Below are 17,488 nucleotides of genomic sequence, written 5' to 3'. Positions count from 1 at the left end.
AGCCCGCAAAGCAAAGAGCAAAAATGAGTGGTGAAGGTGCCCGGCGAATCAGCTGTCGAAGGCATTTTTGAGCCAGGTCAGATCAGCTGTGCCTGACGGGGTGCTTTCCATGGCAACCACATCGAAACGGCAGGGGCAGTCAGCCCAGCGATGCTCTTTTTGCAGAAAAAACTGCGCAGCGAGTATCAGCTTTTGACGCTTGCGCCCGTCGATACTGGCGAGCGCGCCACCCCATTGTGCGTGTTTTCTGTAGCGGACTTCGACGAATACTACTGTATCGCCGTCAAGCATGACCAGATCAAGCTCGCCGCGTTTACATAACCAGTTCTGCGCCAGAAGGCGCAGACCCTGTTGTTGCAGGTAATCGAGCGCATGCAGTTCGGCATCCTTGCCGCTTTGTGCGCTGGACCGCTGGGGCATCAGCGTGGGGTATCGGGCAGGCGCTGTATTTCGCCGCCGACGAACTTCGCCCACGGCATCTGGCGGTCCACGCGCTGGTTGGCGCTGATGCCCAGGTTGCCCGAGAGGCCGTCGACACGGGTGTCAGGCAGTGCCTTGAGCTGGCCCAGGCGTGGTGCCAGGCGGTAGGCATCGACGCCCATTGCGTAGAGGCGGCCCAGGCTGCCATTGGCTTGCGGCCATTGCGCCGCAACCTGGTTGCGCAGTGGGTCGGTGGTGTTGAGCAACCAGGGGGTTTCGCAGAACATCACGTTGGTCATGTCCAGGTACTGGTTACGGTCACCGCTGGCACTGAACACGTGGGAGGTTGCGTACACCGGCACATCGCCGGCGTATTGGAAGTTCAGGGTCGGCTTGATCTGCTGGGCCAGTTGTGGCGTGACAGCCAGGAAGATGAACTCGATGTCCTGGCGACGCGAAGGCTGGGCGGCTACGTCGGTGCCTACTGTGCTTTGCAGGCTCTTGGCGCGGCCTTCGCTCTTGCGCAGTTGGAACAGATCGGCGATCTGCTGGGCCAGGGCAACAGGCTGATCGACATATTCAACGCCCATGACAGTGCCGCCATTGGCTTCCCAATCCTGGCGGAACGCTTTGTAGACGCGCTCGCCCCATTCGCCACGGGGCACCATGGCGGCGGCACGGTGCAGGCCGTCGGCACGTGCACGGCGCGACACTTCGCGGGCTTCGTCTTCAGCGGCCAGGCCGAACTGGAACAACTGCGCCGGGCCTTGATCGGTCTCGCTGTAGTTCAGGGCGAGGGTGGTGATCGGCAGCTGCGGGCGTGCGCTGAGTTGCTTGACCAGCGGTTTTTCCAGCGGGCCGACCACCAGTTGCACGCCGGCGGCCTGGGCCTTGGCGTAGAAGTCGTCGAGGGAGCCCAGGCGCGAGCTGTCATAGAACTCGATGACCGGTGGCTTCTGCCCGGCTTGTTCAGCCTGGTAGTGAGCCGCCATGAAGCCTTCGCGCAGCGCTTTGCCCACAGCCGCCAGCGGCCCTTCCTGCGGCAGCAGCAGGGCGATCTTGTTCAGGGGCTGGCTGGCCAGTTCCTTGAGCTTGGTCAGCGGCGCTGGCAGTTGCACTGCAGCCGGGTGGCCCGGGTTCTGTGCGCGCCAGGTGTCGATGGCGGCTTGTTGTTGCTCCAGCGTACCGGCGCCCTTGACCGCCTGGGCCAGGGTGATCCAGCCATCGAGTGTCGGGTTGCCAGTGGCTTGCAGCTGTTCGGCTGGCAACGCGGCAATCAATACCCAGATGGCCTCGTGGTTGCTGTTGGCAGCCTCACCTGTCAGCAGGGGCGCCATGGACACCCGCTCGCGAGCGGCGGCGAGGGTCTGCCCATCGGCTTCATAGGCACGTGCATGTACGGTACCGGTGCGGATCTGCTGGTCGGTCGGCAGTTCCTTCAGGCTTTGCAGGCTGGGGTGGTTCAGCGCTGCCAAAGCCGCCTTGGGCTGGTTGCGCCCCATGGCCAGTTCTGCGGCCAGGGTGCTGGCAAATACTTGCGCGGCTGGCTTCAGGGCGTCCAGGGGCACTTGCGCAAGGATCTGCGAGGAGCGGCCGGGGTTGTTCTGCTGGTAAGCCAGGTCCGCCGCGCTCAGGCGCAGCAACGCGGCTTTTTCTGGCGTCTTGGCGTTCGTCGCCTGTTCGAGCAGTTGCTCGATACTGGCATCGGGCGTGCGTGGCAGTTCGCCAAGACTGGAGGAGGGCGAACTGGCGCAAGCAGCCAGCAAGGCAGCGAGGCAGAGGGCGGAGAGCAGCCGCAGGCAAGCGATCATGTAAGTGTTCCTGATACCGATCAAATTAGCGTGGAAGTGTACCCAAGCACTGGCCCAGGCGCGATGTTCATGGCGTTAAACCGTGGATTTAGGTCGTGCAAATGTTGTGTTTAGCTAATGGTGGCTGAAACGGCATCGGCCGTGATGGCATATTTTCAAGGCGTCTACGCGCTACAATGTGGCTTTTGCCAACCATCGAGGTGTGCGCTTTGACTGCTCCAGGTCTTTTGAATTCCACTGCTGGCTCGCTTTTTGTGGTGGCGACGCCCATTGGCAACCTGGACGACATCAGTGCCCGGGCGCTGAAAGTGTTGCGCGAGGTGAAATTGATCGCGGCAGAAGACACGCGGCACTCCCAACGGTTGATGCAGCATTTTGGTATCAGCACGCCATTAGCGGCCTGCCACGAACACAACGAACGTGAAGAGGGTAGCCGCTTTATCACACGTCTTTTGGCGGGTGATGACGTCGCGCTGATTTCCGACGCGGGCACGCCCCTGATTTCCGATCCTGGTTACCACTTGGTCCGCCAGGCCCGTGCCGCAGGTATCAATGTAGTGCCTGTTCCGGGAGCCTGCGCGCTGATTGCTGCATTATCGGCTGCCGGGTTGCCCTCGGACCGCTTTATCTTCGAAGGCTTCCTGCCCGCCAAGGCCGTAGGGCGACGGGCGCGTCTGCAGGCACTTAAAGAAGAACCGCGCACCTTGATCTTCTATGAGGCACCGCATCGCATCCTGGAATGCCTGCAAGACATGGAGCTGGTGTTCGGCGGTGAGCGCCTGGCCTTGCTGGCCCGAGAGTTGACCAAGACCTTCGAAACCCTCAAGGGGCTGCCGCTGGAGGAGCTGCGAGCGTTTGTCGAGGGCGACAGCAATCAACAACGTGGTGAATGTGTGGTGCTGGTAGCAGGCTGGACCGCGCCGGAGAATGAAGATGCGGTGGGCAGCGAGGCCATGCGCGTCCTCGATTTGTTGCTCAAGGAAATGCCACTCAAGCGCGCCGCCGCCCTGGCAGCGGAAATTACCGGCGTGCGCAAGAACGTGTTGTATCAGGTCGCGCTCGATAAGCAGAAGGCCGAATAGTTCCAGGGGCAAATCTGTAGTTCGTCTGAACGTGATGGCAATGCCGCACTTTTAATACTTGTCCTCAAGCCGCCGTGCCGTTAACCTGCGCGGCGGAGAGTCGATTGGACAGTCGCTGCCCTCTATGAAAATTAGGGGGGGGAGGAAAGTCCGGGCTCCATAGGGCGAAGTGCCAGGTAATGCCTGGGAGGCGTGAGCCTACGGAAAGTGCCACAGAAAATAACCGCCTAAGCACTTCGGTGCCGGTAAGGGTGAAAAGGTGCGGTAAGAGCGCACCGCACGACTGGCAACAGTTCGTGGCTAGGTAAACCCCACTTGGAGCAAGACCAAATAGGGTCCCAAGGCGTGGCCCGCGCTGGGACCGGGTAGGTTGCTAAAGATGTCCAGTGATGGCCATCGTAGACGAATGACTGTTCAAGACAGAACCCGGCTTACAGATCGACTCTCCACCTTTTTTCCTTGCGTTCGAATCTCGTGCGCAAACCCGGTAGTAACGCAAGAATCCCTCCCTGCCAAATCATTGGCAGATGCATCTTCGTAATACCAAAAAAATCTTACTCTTAATAAATTACTTTAACTTTAGCCTTTAGCTCTCTGAGCTATATGCCGTTGTTGAGTCAAAAACATCGCCAAACTCTCGTTTCTCCTCCTTTTGCACTCCTAAATCTCCGTTCTGTAAGGCTTTTCCTTGAATACGCGCCTTGACGGTGTGGTGGGCGCATTCCTATAGTGTGCGCAAGTGGCGGAAAGTGGCACAAAGTGGGTTTTTTGAACGTAAAACGCTAAAATTTGGAGAAACGCATCTGTGTTTCGCGGAGCTAACGCTATCAGTCTCGATGCAAAAGGCCGTCTCGCCATGCCGAGCCGGTATCGTGACGAGCTCATTTCGCGAAGTTCAGGGCAGTTAATCATCACGATTGACGCCGTTGACCCCTGTTTGTGTGTTTACCCTCTCGATGAGTGGGAGTTGATTGAAACCAAGTTGCGCGCGCTGCCTTCATTGCGTGAAGAAAACCGCCGCCTCCAGCGTTTGCTGATCGGTAATGCCGTCGACCTTGAACTCGATGGCAGCGGTCGTTTCCTGGTGCCGCCGCGACTGCGCGGGTACGCCAGGCTCGACAAGCGCGCAATGCTGGTAGGCCAACTGAACAAGTTCCAATTGTGGGACGAAGATGCCTGGGATGCTGTGTCTGCAGCGGACCTGGCTGCTATTCAACAACCGGGCGCCATGCCTGATGAACTGCGTGATTTGATCCTGTGACTATTGATAGCGGCTTTAACCACATCACCGTACTGCTTGACGAAGCCGTCGAGGCTCTCGCCGTACGTGCCGATGGCTGCTATGTCGATGGCACATTCGGCAGGGGCGGGCATAGCCGGTTGATACTCAGCCAGCTCGGGTCCGACGGCAAACTCCTTGGGTTCGACAAAGACCCTCAAGCGATTGCCACCGGGCAAGCGCTAGCGGCCGAAGACGGCCGCTTTGTCGTTGTGCAGCGCAGCTTTGCCGAGCTGGGGGCCGAAGTCGGCGAACGCGGCATGGCGGGCAAGGTGGCCGGGGTTCTGCTCGACCTGGGCGTGTCTTCGCCACAGCTCGATGACCCGGAGCGCGGCTTCAGCTTCATGAACGACGGCCCCCTCGACATGCGCATGGACCCTACCCGTGGGGTCAGTGCCGCACAATTCATCGCCACCGCGCCGGTAGAAGAAATCGCCCGTGTGTTCAAGGAATACGGTGAAGAGCGCTTCGCCGGTCGAATGGCGCGTGCCGTGGTCGAGCGCCGCGAAATCCAGTCGTTCGAACGCACCGCTGACCTGGCCGAAGTGCTGAAAGTGGCCAACCCTGCCTGGGAAAAGGGCAAGAACCCGGCTACCCGCGCGTTCCAGGGCCTGCGTATCCACGTCAACAACGAATTGGGCGATCTGGAAGCCGGCCTCGAAGCCGCTCTGGATGCTTTGGAAGTGGGCGGTCGCCTGGTGGTGATCAGCTTCCACTCCCTGGAAGACCGCATCGTCAAACTGTTCATGCGTCGCCTGGTCAAGGGCGAGTCCGATAACCTGCCGCGTAACCTGCCGGTGCGTTTCGAAGCCTTCGTGCCGAAAATCAAAATCCATGGCAAAGCGCAGTTCGCTTCCGAAGCCGAACTCAAGGCCAACCCACGTTCCCGTAGCGCCGTCATGCGTGTTGCGGAGAAATTGCGGTGAGCAAGCTTTTCGCCAAGCCCCTCCCGGGCGGCAGCTTCTTTATGTTGCTGCTGTTTGTCGGCGTGCTGGTGTCCGCGATAGCGGTGTCCTACAGCGCCCACTGGAACCGTCAGTTGCTCAATACCCTTTACGGGGAATTGAGCGTGCGCGACAAAGCCCAGGCAGAATGGGGCCGGTTGATTCTTGAGCAAAGCACCTGGACGGCCCACAGCCGTATCGAAGTGCTGGCTACCGAACAGTTGAAGATGCACATCCCAGGCGCGGCTGAAGTTCGCATGGTGGCGCCATGATGAAACTCGAAGGGGCACTCTACCCATGGCGCTTTCGCCTGATGCTCGGCTTGCTGGCATTGATGGTGGGCGCGATCGTCTGGCGCATCTTCGACCTGCAGGTCGTCGACCGCGACTTCCTGATCGGCCAGGGTGACGCCCGCAGCCTGCGGCACATCCCGATTCCTGCGCACCGCGGCCTGATCACCGACCGTAACGGCGAGCCTCTGGCCGTCAGTACCCCGGTGACGACCCTGTGGGCCAACGCCAAGGAACTGCAAGTTGCCAAGGACAAGTGGCCTGAACTGGCCGCTGCCCTGGGGCAAGACCGCAAGGCCCTGACCGAGCGCCTGGAAGCCCAGGCCAACAAAGAATTCATCTACCTGGTGCGCGGGCTTACCCCTGAGCAAGGCCAGCAAGTGCTCGACCTTAAAATCCCCGGTGTCTACGGCATCGAGGAGTTTCGTCGTTTCTACCCGGCCGGTGAAACCACCGCGCATATGGTCGGCTTTACCGACATCGATGACCACGGCCGCGAAGGGGTCGAACTGGCCTATGACGAATGGCTGGCCGGGGTTCCGGGCAAGCGTCAGGTCATCAAGGATCGGCGCGGCAGACTGATCAAGGACGTCCAGGTCACCAAGAACGCCAAGGCCGGCAAGCCTCTGGCGTTGTCGATCGATTTGCGCCTGCAATATCTGGCCAACCGCGAACTGCGTAACGCGATCATCGAGAACGGCGCCAAGGCCGGCAGCCTGGTGATCATGGATGTGAAAACGGGCGAGATCCTCGCCATGGTCAACCAGCCCACCTACAACCCGAACAACCGCCGCAACCTGCAGCCGGCGATGATGCGTAACCGAGCGATGATCGACGTGTTCGAACCCGGTTCGACCATGAAAGCCATCTCCATGAGCGCTGCCCTGGAAACCGGCCGCTGGAAACCCAGCGACAAGGTCGAGGTTTACCCAGGCACCTTGCAGTTGGGCAAGTACACCATTCGTGACGTGTCCCGCACCGAGGGGCCAGTGCTGGACCTGACCGGCATCCTGATCAACTCCAGTAACGTCGGCATGAGCAAGGTTGCTTTCGATATCGGCGGCGAGACCATCTATCACCTGGCGCAAAAGATCGGCCTGGGGCAACCCACCGGCCTCGACTTCCCGGGCGAGCGGGTCGGTAACCTGCCGAACTACCGCGAGTGGAGAAAAGCCGAGACTGCCACGCTTTCCTATGGCTACGGCCTGTCGGTGACCGCCATCCAGTTGGCCCACGCGTTCTCGGTATTGGCCAATAACGGCCGTATGGTTCCGCTGAGCCTGATCCACGTCGACGAAGCGCCAAAAGCCACCCAAGTGATCCCGGAGAACGTCGCCAAGACCATGCAAGGCATGCTGCAACAAGTGATCGAGGCACCGCGTGGCGTATTCCGCGCCCAGGTGCCGGCGTACCACGTTGCTGGCAAGTCCGGTACGGCGCGTAAGACCTCGGTGGGCACCAAGGGCTATGCCGAAAACTCCTACCGTTCGTTGTTCGCCGGCTTCGGCCCGATGAGCGACCCACGCTATGCCATCGTCGTGGTCATCGACGAGCCTAGTAAAGCCGGCTACTTCGGTGGCCTGGTTTCGGCGCCGGTGTTCAGCAAAGTGATGTCCGGCACCCTGCGCTTGATGAATATCACGCCGGACAACCTGCCGCCGACGCAACAAGCCAACGCTGGTCCACCGGCTGCCGCTGTTAAAGCCAATGGAGGGCGCGGCTGATGTCTCTTAGCCTGAACAAGATTTTTGCCCATGCCGGCCACGATCTGCTGATTCGTGAGCTGACGCTGGATAGCCGTAATGTACGCGCCGGTGACCTGTTCCTGGCGGTACCTGGCGGCAAGCTCGATGGCCGTGCGCATATCGCCGATGCCCTGCAACGCGGTGCGGCTGCGGTCGCCTATGAAGTGGAAGGCGCCACCGTGTTGCCGATCACCGATGTGCCGTTGATTCCGGTCAAGGGCCTGGCAGCGCAGTTGTCCGACATCGCCGGGCGTTTCTACGGTGACCCGAGCCGTCAACTCAACCTGGTGGGCGTGACTGGCACCAACGGCAAGACCAGTGTGACCCAGTTGGTTGCCCAGGCTTTGGACCTGCTGGGTCAGCACTGCGGCATCGTCGGCACCCTGGGCACCGGTTTCTATGGCGCGCTGCAAAGCGGCCTGCACACCACGCCAAACCCGATTGCCGTACAAGCGACCCTGGCCGACCTGAAAAAGGCCGGCGCCAAGGCGGTAGCCATGGAAGTGTCTTCCCATGGCCTGGACCAAGGGCGTGTCACCGCACTGGCTTTTGACGTGGCCGTGATGACCAACCTGTCCCGCGATCACCTCGACTACCACGGCACCATGGAGGCGTACGCCGCCGCCAAGGCCAAGCTGTTTGCCTGGAATGACCTGAAGTGCCGGGTGGTCAACCTCGACGACGCATTCGGCCGCCAACTGGCGGGCGAAGGGAGCGATGCGCGCCTGATCAGCTATAGCCTGCAAGATGCCAGTGCCTACCTGTATTGCCGCGAAGCCCAATTCAATGATGAAGGCGTGCGCGCCACATTGGTGACGCCGCAGGGCGAGCACCACTTGCGCAGCACCTTGCTCGGGCGGTTCAACCTGAGCAACGTGCTCGCCGCTATCGGTGCACTGCTGGGCCTGGACTACGCCCTGGATGAAATCCTGCGGGTATTGCCGAAGCTGGAAGGCCCGGCCGGTCGCATGCAGCGCCTGGGTGGCGGCACGCAACCGTTGGTGGTGGTCGATTACGCCCACACCCCGGATGCCCTGGAAAAAGTCCTCGAAGCGCTGCGCCCACATGCCAAAGGCAAACTGCTTTGCCTGTTCGGTTGCGGCGGTGATCGCGATCGCGGCAAGCGCCCGTTGATGGCCGAAATTGTCGAGCGCTTGGCCGATGGCGTACTCGTCACCGACGATAACCCGCGCAGCGAAGACCCGAGCCAGATTTTCGACGACATCCGTGTCGGTTTCAAAGACGCCTCCAACGTCACTTTTGTGGCTGGTCGCGGCGCCGCCATTGCCCAGTTGATCGCCAGTGCCGGCGCGGACGACGTAGTGGTGCTCGCGGGTAAAGGTCACGAGGACTATCAGGAAATCAACGGTGAACGCCATGCCTTCTCCGATCTGGTCGAGGCGGATCACGCCCTGACCGCCTGGGAGGTCGCCCATGCTTAAGGCGATGACGTTCAGCGAACTGGCCCAGGCCCTGTCGGCCCGTGTGCTGTCGAGCGACTGCACATTCACCGGCGTCAGTATCGACAGTCGTAACATCCAGCCGGGGCAGCTGTTTGTCGCCCTGGCCGGCCCGCGTTTCGATGGTCACGACTACCTCAACGACGTTGCCGCCAAAGGTGCCGTCGGTGCCTTGGTGCAGCGTGAAGTGGCCGATTCTGCCTTGCCGCAATTGCTGGTAGCCGACACCCGCCTGGCCCTGGGCCAACTGGGTGCGCTTAACCGTGCTGCTTTTGATAAGCCGGTGGCGGCCATTACCGGTTCCAGCGGCAAGACCACGGTCAAGGAACTGCTTGCTGGCGTCTTGCGTACGCGCGGGCCGGTACTCGCGACCCGTGGCAACCTGAACAATGATTTCGGCGCACCGCTGACCCTGCTCGAACTGGCCCCGGAACACACGGCGGCAGTGATTGAACTGGGGGCTTCGCGCATCGGCGAAATCGCCTACACCGTGGCGCTGACCCAGCCTCACGTGGCGATCATCAACAACGCCGGTACCGCCCATGTCGGTGAGTTCGGCGGCCCGGAAAAAATCGTCGAAGCCAAGGGCGAAATCCTTGAGGGCCTCGACGCCTCGGGCACTGCGGTACTGAACCTGGATGACAAGGCGTTCGAGACCTGGCGTGTACGCGCCGCCGGTCGCAAGGTCCTGACGTTTGCAGTGCTGAATGCTGCAGCCGATTTTCACGCCTCCAACATCAATGTCGATGCCCGTGGCTGCCCGTCCTTCACCTTGCACACCCCGCAAGGTGATGAGCACGTGCAGTTGAACCTGCTGGGCAACCACAACGTCGCCAACGCCTTGGCCGCCGCCGCTGCCGCCCATGCCCTGGGTGTGTCGCTGTTCGGTATTGCCACCGGCCTGGGCGCGGTGCAGCCGGTCAAGGGCCGCACCGTGGCGCAACTGGCTGGCAACGGCATGCGCGTGATTGATGACACTTACAACGCCAACCCGTCCTCCATCAATGCCGCTGTGGACCTGCTCAAAGGCTTTGATGGGCGCAAGGTGCTGGTGCTGGGTGATATCGGCGAATTGGGCGATTGGGCTGAACAGGGCCACCGTGAAGTCGGCGCCTATGCCGCCGGCAAAGTGGACGCGCTCTACGCCGTTGGCACAAACATGGCCCATGCGGTCAACGCTTTCGGCCCTGGCGCGCGGCATTTCCCGAGCCAGGCCGAGCTGATCCAGGCGTTGACGGCGGCTGAACATGACAAACACACAACCATTTTGATCAAGGGATCGCGCAGCGCGGTGATGGAAAACGTCGTCGCAGCCTTGTGTGGCTCAAGTACGGAGAAACATTAATGCTGCTGCTGCTGGCTGAGTATCTGCAACAGTTCCACAAAGGCTTCGCGGTCTTCCAGTACCTGACCCTGCGCGGGATCCTGGGTGTGCTGACCGCGCTGTCTTTGTCACTGTTCCTGGGGCCGTGGATGATCCGCACCCTGCAGAACCTGCAAATTGGTCAATCGGTTCGTAACGACGGCCCGCAGTCGCACCTGTCCAAGTCCGGCACGCCGACCATGGGCGGTGCGCTGATCCTGTCGTCCATCGGCGTCAGCACCTTGCTCTGGGCCGACCTGCATAACCGCTACGTGTGGGTGGTGTTGCTGGTGACCCTGCTGTTCGGTGCCATCGGCTGGGTGGATGACTACCGCAAAGTGATCGAGAAAAACTCCAAGGGGCTGCCAAGCCGCTGGAAGTATTTCTGGCAGTCGGTGTTCGGCCTCGCTGCGGCGATCTTCCTGTACACCACCGCGCCAAGTGCCGTGGAAACCACCTTGATCATCCCGATGCTCAAGGATGTGAGCATCCCGCTGGGTGTGGGCTTTGTGGTGCTGACCTACTTCGTGATCGTCGGCTCCAGCAACGCGGTGAACCTGACCGACGGCCTCGACGGCCTGGCGATCATGCCGACGGTGATGGTGGGCGGTGCGCTCGGCATCTTCTGCTACCTCTCGGGTAACGTGAAGTTCGCTGAATACCTGCTGATTCCCTATGTACCGGGCGCCGGTGAGTTGATCGTGTTCTGCGGCGCCTTGATCGGTGCCGGCCTGGGGTTCCTGTGGTTCAACACCTACCCGGCACAAGTCTTCATGGGCGACGTCGGCGCACTGGCGCTGGGCGCAGCCTTGGGCACCATCGCGGTGATCGTTCGCCAGGAAATCGTGCTGTTCATCATGGGTGGTGTGTTCGTGATGGAAACTCTGTCGGTGGTCATCCAGGTGGCGTCCTTCAAGTTGACCGGGCGTCGTGTGTTCCGCATGGCGCCGATTCACCACCACTTTGAACTCAAGGGCTGGCCTGAGCCACGCGTGATTGTCCGCTTCTGGATCATCACCGTGATTCTGGTACTGGTCGGCCTTGCCACCCTGAAACTGAGGTAGAAACGAGTGTCCTTGATCGCTTCAGACCACTTCCGCATCGTTGTCGGCCTCGGCAAGAGCGGCATGTCCCTGGTTCGCTTCCTGGCGAACCGGGGCACGTCGTTTGCCGTGGCCGATACGCGGGAAAATCCACCGGAGCTGGTCACGCTGCGCCGTGACTACCCGCACGTGGAAGTGCGTTGTGGCGAGCTGGATGTCGAGTTTCTGTGTCGTGCCGACGAGCTCTACGTGAGCCCGGGCCTGGCCCTGGCGACACCGGCCCTGCAAGCAGCTGCGGCCCGTGGCGTGAAGCTGTCCGGCGATATCGACCTGTTCGCACGCAACGCGAAGGCGCCGATCGTGGCCATCAGCGGTTCCAACGCCAAAAGCACCGTTACCACTCTGGTCGGCGAGATGGCAGCGGCGGCGGGCAAGCGTGTGGCCGTCGGCGGCAATCTTGGCGTGCCGGCTCTGGACCTGCTCAGCGACAACGTCGAGCTGTATGTGATGGAATTGTCGAGCTTCCAGCTGGAAACCACCCACGACCTGGGCGCTGAAGTGGCGACGGTATTGAACGTCAGCGAAGACCATATGGACCGCTACAGCGGCCTGCCGGCTTATCACCTGGCCAAGCACCGAATCTTCCGGGGCGCCAGGCAATTTGTCGTCAACCGCCAGGATGCCCTGAGCCGTCCGCTGATGGGCGAGGGCATGCCCTGCTGGACCTTCGGTTTGGGCAAACCGGACTTCAAAGGCTTCGGCATTCGTGAAGAGAACGGCGAGAAGTACCTGGCGTTCGAATTCCAGAACCTGATGCCGGTACGCGAACTGAAAATCCGTGGCGCACACAACCAGTCCAATGCCCTGGCGGCCTTGGCACTCGGTCACGCGGTTGGCCTGCCATTCGACGCCATGCTCGCCAGCCTGCGCACGTTTGCCGGGCTTGAGCATCGCTGCCAGTGGGTGCGCGACCTCAATGACGTCAGCTATTACAACGACTCCAAAGCCACCAACGTCGGTGCAGCCCTGGCGGCCATCGAAGGCCTGGGTGCCGATATCGACGGCAAGCTGGTGCTGATCGCCGGTGGTGATGGCAAGGGCGCCGACTTCAAGGACCTTAAAGCGCCAGTCGCCGCCCATTGCCGCGCCGTGGTGCTGATGGGCCGCGATTCGGACCTGATCGCCGCCGCCCTCGGTGACGCTGTACCGCAAGTACGCGCAGCTTCCCTGGATGATGCCATTGCCCAGAGCAAAGCCCTGGCCCAGCCTGGCGATGCGGTGTTGCTGTCGCCCGCGTGCGCCAGCTTCGACATGTTCAAGAACTATGAAGAGCGCGGCCAACTGTTCGCCCGCGCCGTGGAGGCTTTGGCATGAGCCTCAACCTGAGAAACATCATCAAGCCATACCCGTCGCCGATCATTACCGGGCGCGGCATTGACCTTGATTTCCCTATGCTCGCCGGTTGCCTGGCGCTGCTCGGCCTGGGCCTGGTGATGATCACTTCGGCGTCCTCCGAAGTGGCTGCCGTGCAGTCGGGCAACACGCTGTACATGATGATCCGCCACCTGGTGTACCTGGTGATCGGCCTGGGCGCCTGCATCGTCACCATGATGATTCCGATTGCCACCTGGCAGCGTCTGGGTTGGCTGATGCTGATCGGTGCGTTCGGCTTGCTGGTCATGGTGATCGTCCCGGGCATTGGCCGCGAGGTGAACGGTTCGATGCGCTGGATCGGCTTCGGCGCGTTCAACGTGCAGCCTTCGGAAATCGCCAAGGTGTTCGTGGTGATCTACCTCGCCGGTTACCTGGTGCGCCGTCAGAAAGAAGTACGCGAAAGCTGGATGGGCTTCTTCAAGCCGTTCATCGTGCTGCTGCCCATGGCTGGCCTGCTGCTGATGGAGCCCGACTTCGGGGCCACGGTCGTGATGATGGGCGCCGCCGCCGCGATGCTGTTCCTGGGTGGGGTAGGGCTGTTCCGCTTCACCTTGATGGTGGTGCTGGCGGTGGCGGCCGTGACCATTCTGGTACAGGCGCAACCCTATCGGATGGCGCGTTTGATCACCTTTACCGACCCCTGGTCCGACCAGTTCGGCTCCGGCTACCAGTTGACCCAGGCGCTGATTGCCTTCGGTCGAGGCGAGTGGCTGGGTGTGGGCCTGGGCAACAGTGTGCAGAAGCAGTTCTACCTGCCGGAAGCCCACACCGACTTCGTGTTCTCGGTATTGGCCGAAGAGTTGGGTGTGGTGGGTTCGCTGTGCACCGTGGCACTGTTTGTATTCGTCTGTGTGCGCGCCATGTACATCGGCTTGTGGGCAGAGAAGGCCAAGCAGTTCTTCGCGGCCTACGTTGCCTATGGGTTGGCCTTCCTGTGGATCGGCCAGTTCCTGATCAACATCGGTGTGAACGTCGGCCTGCTGCCGACCAAGGGCCTGACCTTGCCGTTCCTCAGTTACGGCGGCAGCTCGTTGGTGATTTGCTGCGCCTGTCTCGGGTTGTTGCTGCGTATCGAGTGGGAGAGTCGCACCCACCTGGGCAGCGAAGAGATGGAGTTCAGCGAGAGCGACTTCGCCGAGGAGCCGACTCATGGGCGCTAACGTGCTGATCATGGCGGGCGGTACCGGGGGGCATGTGTTCCCAGCCCTGGCCTGCGCCCGTGAATTCCAGAACCGTGGCTACACCGTGCACTGGCTGGGTACGCCCCGTGGCATCGAAAACGAATTGGTGCCCAATGCCGGTTTGCCGCTGCATTTGATCAACGTCACCGGGTTGCGCGGCAAGAGCAAGTTGTCATTGCTCAAGGCGCCGTTCGTGTTGCTCAAGGCGGTCATGCAGGCGCGCAAGATCATTCGCGAGTTGAAGCCGGTGTGTGTGCTTGGCTTTGGTGGTTATGTGACCGGCCCTGGTGGCGTTGCGGCGAAACTCGCGGGCGTGCCGGTGATCGTCCATGAACAGAACGCCGTCGCCGGTACCGCCAACCGCCTGCTGGTGCCATTGGCCGCGCGGGTGTGTGAAGCCTTTCCGAAAACCTTCGCCGCCTCCGACAAGCTTCGCACCACCGGTAATCCGGTGCGTACCGAACTGTTCATGGCCATTGCGCGTGACGCGCTGGCGGGGCGCAAGGCTCACCTGCTGATCCTGGGCGGAAGCCTGGGTGCCGAGCCACTGAATAAATTGCTGCCTGAAGCCGTTGCGCAACTTCCTGAGGATGTGCGCCCGGAGATCTTCCACCAGGCCGGCAAGAACCACGATGAAGTCACCGCCGTGCGTTATCGCGAGGCCGGTGTAGAGGCCAATGTACAGCCCTTCATCAAAGACATGGCCCAAGCCTATGGCTGGGCCGACCTGGTGGTCTGCCGCGCTGGTGCGCTGACCGTCAGTGAACTGGCGGCCGCCGGTCTGCCGTCCTTGCTGGTGCCTTTGCCCCACGCCATCGACGATCACCAGACCCGCAACGCCGAATATTTGGCCGGGGAGGGCGCTGCCTTCCTGCTGCCGCAAAGAACGACTGGCGCCGCCGATTTGGCCGCACGCCTGACCGAGGTTTTGATGCAACCGGAACGACTCAACAGCATGGCGAGCACCGCAAGCCGCCTGGCCAAACCTGACGCAACCCGCACCGTGGTCGATATCTGCCTGGAGGTGGCCCATGGTTGAGAATCAGAAAGCCATGCCGCAACCCGAGATGCGCCGCATCCGTCGTATTCACTTCGTCGGTATCGGTGGCGTGGGCATGTGCGGGATTGCCGAAGTGTTGCTGAACCTGGGCTACCAGGTGTCCGGCTCGGACTTGAAAGAGTCGCCGGTCACCGAGCGCCTGAAGTCCTTTGGCGCACAGATCTTCATCGGCCACCGTGCCGAGAACGCCGCCGAGGCTGACGTGCTGGTGGTGTCCAGCGCCGTGAACACGTCCAACCCGGAAGTGGCGACCGCCCTTGAGCGCCGTATCCCTGTGGTACCGCGTGCCGAGATGCTTGCCGAGCTGATGCGCTATCGCCACGGCATCGCCGTGGCCGGTACCCATGGCAAGACCACCACCACCAGCCTGATCGCCTCGGTGTTCGCCGCCGGTGGCCTGGACCCGACCTTCGTCATCGGTGGCCGCTTGAATGCAGCTGGCACCAATGCCCAGCTGGGCACCAGTCGCTACCTGATCGCCGAAGCCGATGAAAGTGACGCGAGCTTCCTGCACCTGCAACCGCTGGTTGCCGTCGTCACCAACATCGACGAAGACCACATGGCGACCTACGACGGCGACTTCAACAAGTTGAAGAAAACCTTCGTCGACTTCCTGCACAACCTGCCGTTCTACGGGTTGGCGGTGGTGTGCCTGGACGACCCGGTGGTGCGTGAAATCCTGCCCCAGGTCAAACGCCCTACCGTGACCTACGGCTTCAGCGAAGACGCCGACGTGCGCGCAATCAATGTGCGCCAGGAAGGCATGCAAACCTTCTTCACCGTGCTGCGCCCCGATCGCGAGCCTCTGGACGTGTCGGTGAACATGCCGGGCAATCACAACGTGCTGAACTCTTTGGCGACCATCTGCATTGCCACCGATGAAGGCGTCAGCGATGAAGCCATCGTCGAGGGCCTGTCGCGCTTTGCCGGTGTGGGCCGTCGCTTCCAGGTCTACGGCCAACTGCCGGTCGAAGGCGGTGACGTGATGCTGGTGGACGACTACGGGCACCACCCGACCGAAGTTGCGGCCGTTATCAAGGCCGTGCGCGGTGGTTGGCCGGAGCGCCGGCTGGTGATGGTGTACCAGCCGCACCGCTACAGCCGCACCCGCGACCTGTACGACGATTTCGTCAATGTACTGGCCGATGCCAACGTGCTGCTGCTGATGGAAGTCTACCCGGCCGGTGAAGAACCGATCCCGGGCGCTGACAGCCGCAAGCTGTGCAACAGCATCCGCCAGCGCGGCCAGTTGGACCCGATCTACATCGAGCGTGGTGTGGACCTGGCGCCTATCGTCAAGCCGCTGTTGCGTGCTGGTGACATCCTGCTGTGCCAGGGGGCCGGTGATATCGGTGGCCTTGCGCCCAAATTGCTGGCGAGCCCGCTGTTTGCAGCCGCCGCCAAGGGGAAGTCGAAATGACCACTGATTACGGCTCCCTGTTTTCCACCCTTGAGCCTGCCGACTTCGGTCGCGTGGCCGTGTTGTTCGGCGGCAAGAGCGCCGAGCGCGAAGTGTCGCTCAAGTCCGGCAATGCGGTGCTTGAGGCGCTGCAAAGTGCTGGCGTGAACGCGTTCGGTATCGATGTGGGCGATGACTTCCTTGCCCGCCTGCAGGCCGAGAAGATCGACCGTGCCTTTCTCATTCTTCACGGCCGCGGCGGTGAAGACGGCAGCATGCAGGGCCTGCTCGAATGCGCCGGCATCCCTTACACCGGCAGCGGCATCCTCGCGTCGGCCTTGGCGATGGACAAGTTGCGCACCAAGCAGGTGTGGCACAGCCTGGGCATTCCGACCCCACGTCACGCCGTACTGTGCAGTGAAGACGATTGTATTTCTGCGGCCAAGGAACTGGGCCTGCCTTTGATCGTCAAACCAGCCCATGAAGGCTCCAGTATCGGCATGGCCAAAGTGAACTCGGCCGCCGAATTGATCGACGCATGGAAAGCGGCAAGTACCTACGATTCGCAAGTGTTGGTGGAACAGTGGATTTCCGGTCCCGAGTACACCATCGCCACCCTGCGTGGCCAGGTATTGCCGCCCATCGCTTTGGGCACGCCCCACACCTTTTATGACTACGACGCCAAGTACCTGGCTTCCGATACTCAGTACCGGATCCCGTGTGGGCTCGAAGCAACCAAGGAACAGGAATTGATGGACCTCACGGCGAAAGCCTGTGAGGCGCTGGGTATCGCCGGTTGGGCGCGGGCAGACGTGATGCAGGATGACCAAGGGAATTTCTGGTTCCTTGAAGTCAACACCGCACCGGGCATGACCGACCACAGCCTGGTTCCCATGGCAGCCCGTGCCGCCGGTCTGGATTTCCAGCAGTTAGTGCTGGCGATCCTGGCCGACAGCATTGAGCCAAGAGGCTAAACA

The 17,488-nt window shown here is 61.4% G+C and carries 15 protein-coding genes and 1 other RNA gene; 14 read left to right on the top strand and 2 right to left on the bottom strand.

The genetic code is table 11. From position 1 onward, the window contains the following. Nucleotides 1–48 precede the first annotated feature (48 nt). Entirely contained in the window at nucleotides 49–420 is a 372-nt protein-coding gene (locus tag ACTJLA_RS02340) for a YraN family protein (RefSeq protein ID WP_440840635.1), read from the bottom strand. Then, a complete protein-coding gene (locus ACTJLA_RS02335) occupies nucleotides 420–2,231 on the bottom strand; it encodes a penicillin-binding protein activator (RefSeq protein ID WP_054919296.1) in 1,812 nt (603 codons plus the stop codon). The genes ACTJLA_RS02340 and ACTJLA_RS02335 overlap by 1 nt, the downstream gene beginning before the upstream one ends. 176 nt (nucleotides 2,232–2,407) lie before the next feature. Between ACTJLA_RS02335 and rsmI the strand changes: the two genes are divergently transcribed. From rsmI to ACTJLA_RS02265, 14 genes are all read left to right on the top strand, one after another. Continuing rightward, nucleotides 2,408–3,313 (top strand): 16S rRNA (cytidine(1402)-2'-O)-methyltransferase, encoded by a 906-nt coding sequence (rsmI, locus tag ACTJLA_RS02330; RefSeq protein ID WP_087149550.1) that lies wholly within the window; start codon nucleotides 2,408–2,410, stop codon nucleotides 3,311–3,313. Nucleotides 3,314–3,409: 96 nt separating this feature from the next. Further along, nucleotides 3,410–3,763: RNase P RNA component class A (gene rnpB, locus ACTJLA_RS02325), an RNA gene on the top strand. Nucleotides 3,764–4,118: 355 nt separating this feature from the next. Beyond that, the gene (gene mraZ, locus ACTJLA_RS02320; protein ID WP_440840634.1) at nucleotides 4,119–4,574 is read left to right on the top strand and encodes a division/cell wall cluster transcriptional repressor MraZ; all 456 of its coding nucleotides are present in this window, start codon (nucleotides 4,119–4,121) and stop codon (nucleotides 4,572–4,574) included. Next, nucleotides 4,571–5,518, top strand: a complete 948-nt coding sequence (gene rsmH, locus ACTJLA_RS02315; protein ID WP_440840633.1) for a 16S rRNA (cytosine(1402)-N(4))-methyltransferase RsmH — start codon at nucleotides 4,571–4,573, stop codon at nucleotides 5,516–5,518. Before mraZ ends, rsmH begins: the two co-directional genes overlap by 4 nt. Then, nucleotides 5,515–5,808 carry a cell division protein FtsL gene (gene ftsL, locus ACTJLA_RS02310; RefSeq protein WP_003188663.1) on the top strand — a complete coding sequence of 98 codons (294 nt, stop codon included), beginning with the start codon at nucleotides 5,515–5,517 and terminating at the stop codon, nucleotides 5,806–5,808. The genes rsmH and ftsL overlap by 4 nt, the downstream gene beginning before the upstream one ends. Continuing rightward, nucleotides 5,808–7,550: a peptidoglycan D,D-transpeptidase FtsI family protein gene (locus ACTJLA_RS02305; RefSeq protein ID WP_019816949.1), complete on the top strand. Its 1,743-nt coding sequence runs from the start codon at nucleotides 5,808–5,810 to the stop codon at nucleotides 7,548–7,550. The genes ftsL and ACTJLA_RS02305 overlap by 1 nt, the downstream gene beginning before the upstream one ends. Then, nucleotides 7,550–9,013, top strand: a complete 1,464-nt coding sequence (locus tag ACTJLA_RS02300) for a UDP-N-acetylmuramoyl-L-alanyl-D-glutamate--2,6-diaminopimelate ligase (protein ID WP_054919287.1) — start codon at nucleotides 7,550–7,552, stop codon at nucleotides 9,011–9,013. The genes ACTJLA_RS02305 and ACTJLA_RS02300 overlap by 1 nt, the downstream gene beginning before the upstream one ends. After that, complete coding sequence (locus ACTJLA_RS02295; RefSeq protein WP_057976881.1) at nucleotides 9,006–10,376, top strand: UDP-N-acetylmuramoyl-tripeptide--D-alanyl-D-alanine ligase; 1,371 nt, start codon at nucleotides 9,006–9,008, stop codon at nucleotides 10,374–10,376. Before ACTJLA_RS02300 ends, ACTJLA_RS02295 begins: the two co-directional genes overlap by 8 nt. Next, nucleotides 10,376–11,458, top strand: coding sequence for a phospho-N-acetylmuramoyl-pentapeptide-transferase (gene mraY / locus ACTJLA_RS02290; protein ID WP_003188670.1), 1,083 nt, complete (start codon nucleotides 10,376–10,378; stop codon nucleotides 11,456–11,458). Before ACTJLA_RS02295 ends, mraY begins: the two co-directional genes overlap by 1 nt. A gap of 6 nt (nucleotides 11,459–11,464) precedes the next feature. Beyond that, the gene (gene murD, locus ACTJLA_RS02285; RefSeq protein WP_200582729.1) at nucleotides 11,465–12,811 is read left to right on the top strand and encodes a UDP-N-acetylmuramoyl-L-alanine--D-glutamate ligase; all 1,347 of its coding nucleotides are present in this window, start codon (nucleotides 11,465–11,467) and stop codon (nucleotides 12,809–12,811) included. Next, nucleotides 12,808–14,031: a putative lipid II flippase FtsW gene (ftsW, locus tag ACTJLA_RS02280; RefSeq protein WP_003188673.1), complete on the top strand. Its 1,224-nt coding sequence runs from the start codon at nucleotides 12,808–12,810 to the stop codon at nucleotides 14,029–14,031. Before murD ends, ftsW begins: the two co-directional genes overlap by 4 nt. Next, the gene (gene murG / locus ACTJLA_RS02275; protein ID WP_200582730.1) at nucleotides 14,021–15,091 is read left to right on the top strand and encodes an undecaprenyldiphospho-muramoylpentapeptide beta-N-acetylglucosaminyltransferase; all 1,071 of its coding nucleotides are present in this window, start codon (nucleotides 14,021–14,023) and stop codon (nucleotides 15,089–15,091) included. The genes ftsW and murG overlap by 11 nt, the downstream gene beginning before the upstream one ends. After that, complete coding sequence (murC, locus tag ACTJLA_RS02270) at nucleotides 15,084–16,532, top strand: UDP-N-acetylmuramate--L-alanine ligase (protein ID WP_003188677.1); 1,449 nt, start codon at nucleotides 15,084–15,086, stop codon at nucleotides 16,530–16,532. Before murG ends, murC begins: the two co-directional genes overlap by 8 nt. Then, nucleotides 16,529–17,485, top strand: coding sequence for a D-alanine--D-alanine ligase (locus tag ACTJLA_RS02265; RefSeq protein WP_072447110.1), 957 nt, complete (start codon nucleotides 16,529–16,531; stop codon nucleotides 17,483–17,485). The genes murC and ACTJLA_RS02265 overlap by 4 nt, the downstream gene beginning before the upstream one ends. The last annotated feature ends 3 nt before the right edge of the window (nucleotides 17,486–17,488 follow it).

This window comes from Pseudomonas sp. 22072 (genome assembly GCF_052046095.1).
In the GTDB taxonomy this organism is placed as follows: Bacteria; Pseudomonadota; Gammaproteobacteria; order Pseudomonadales; family Pseudomonadaceae; genus Aquipseudomonas; species Aquipseudomonas paracarnis.
The sequence above is the reverse complement of the archived record's forward strand: the minus strand, read 5'-3'. Positions and strand labels throughout refer to the sequence as shown.

Coding starts and splice junctions, on each gene's coding strand:
- murG (WP_200582730.1), top strand. CDS start 14,021: ATGGGCGCTAACGTGCTGATCATGGCGGGCGGTACCGGGGGGCATGTG.
- mraY (WP_003188670.1), top strand. CDS start 10,376: ATGCTGCTGCTGCTGGCTGAGTATCTGCAACAGTTCCACAAAGGCTTC.
- ftsW (WP_003188673.1), top strand. CDS start 12,808: ATGAGCCTCAACCTGAGAAACATCATCAAGCCATACCCGTCGCCGATC.
- ACTJLA_RS02265 (WP_072447110.1), top strand. CDS start 16,529: ATGACCACTGATTACGGCTCCCTGTTTTCCACCCTTGAGCCTGCCGAC.
- ACTJLA_RS02340 (WP_440840635.1), bottom strand. CDS start 420: ATGCCCCAGCGGTCCAGCGCACAAAGCGGCAAGGATGCCGAACTGCAT.
- ACTJLA_RS02335 (WP_054919296.1), bottom strand. CDS start 2,231: ATGATCGCTTGCCTGCGGCTGCTCTCCGCCCTCTGCCTCGCTGCCTTG.
- ACTJLA_RS02305 (WP_019816949.1), top strand. CDS start 5,808: ATGAAACTCGAAGGGGCACTCTACCCATGGCGCTTTCGCCTGATGCTC.
- ACTJLA_RS02300 (WP_054919287.1), top strand. CDS start 7,550: ATGTCTCTTAGCCTGAACAAGATTTTTGCCCATGCCGGCCACGATCTG.
- rsmI (WP_087149550.1), top strand. CDS start 2,408: ATGTGGCTTTTGCCAACCATCGAGGTGTGCGCTTTGACTGCTCCAGGT.
- ACTJLA_RS02295 (WP_057976881.1), top strand. CDS start 9,006: ATGCTTAAGGCGATGACGTTCAGCGAACTGGCCCAGGCCCTGTCGGCC.
- murC (WP_003188677.1), top strand. CDS start 15,084: ATGGTTGAGAATCAGAAAGCCATGCCGCAACCCGAGATGCGCCGCATC.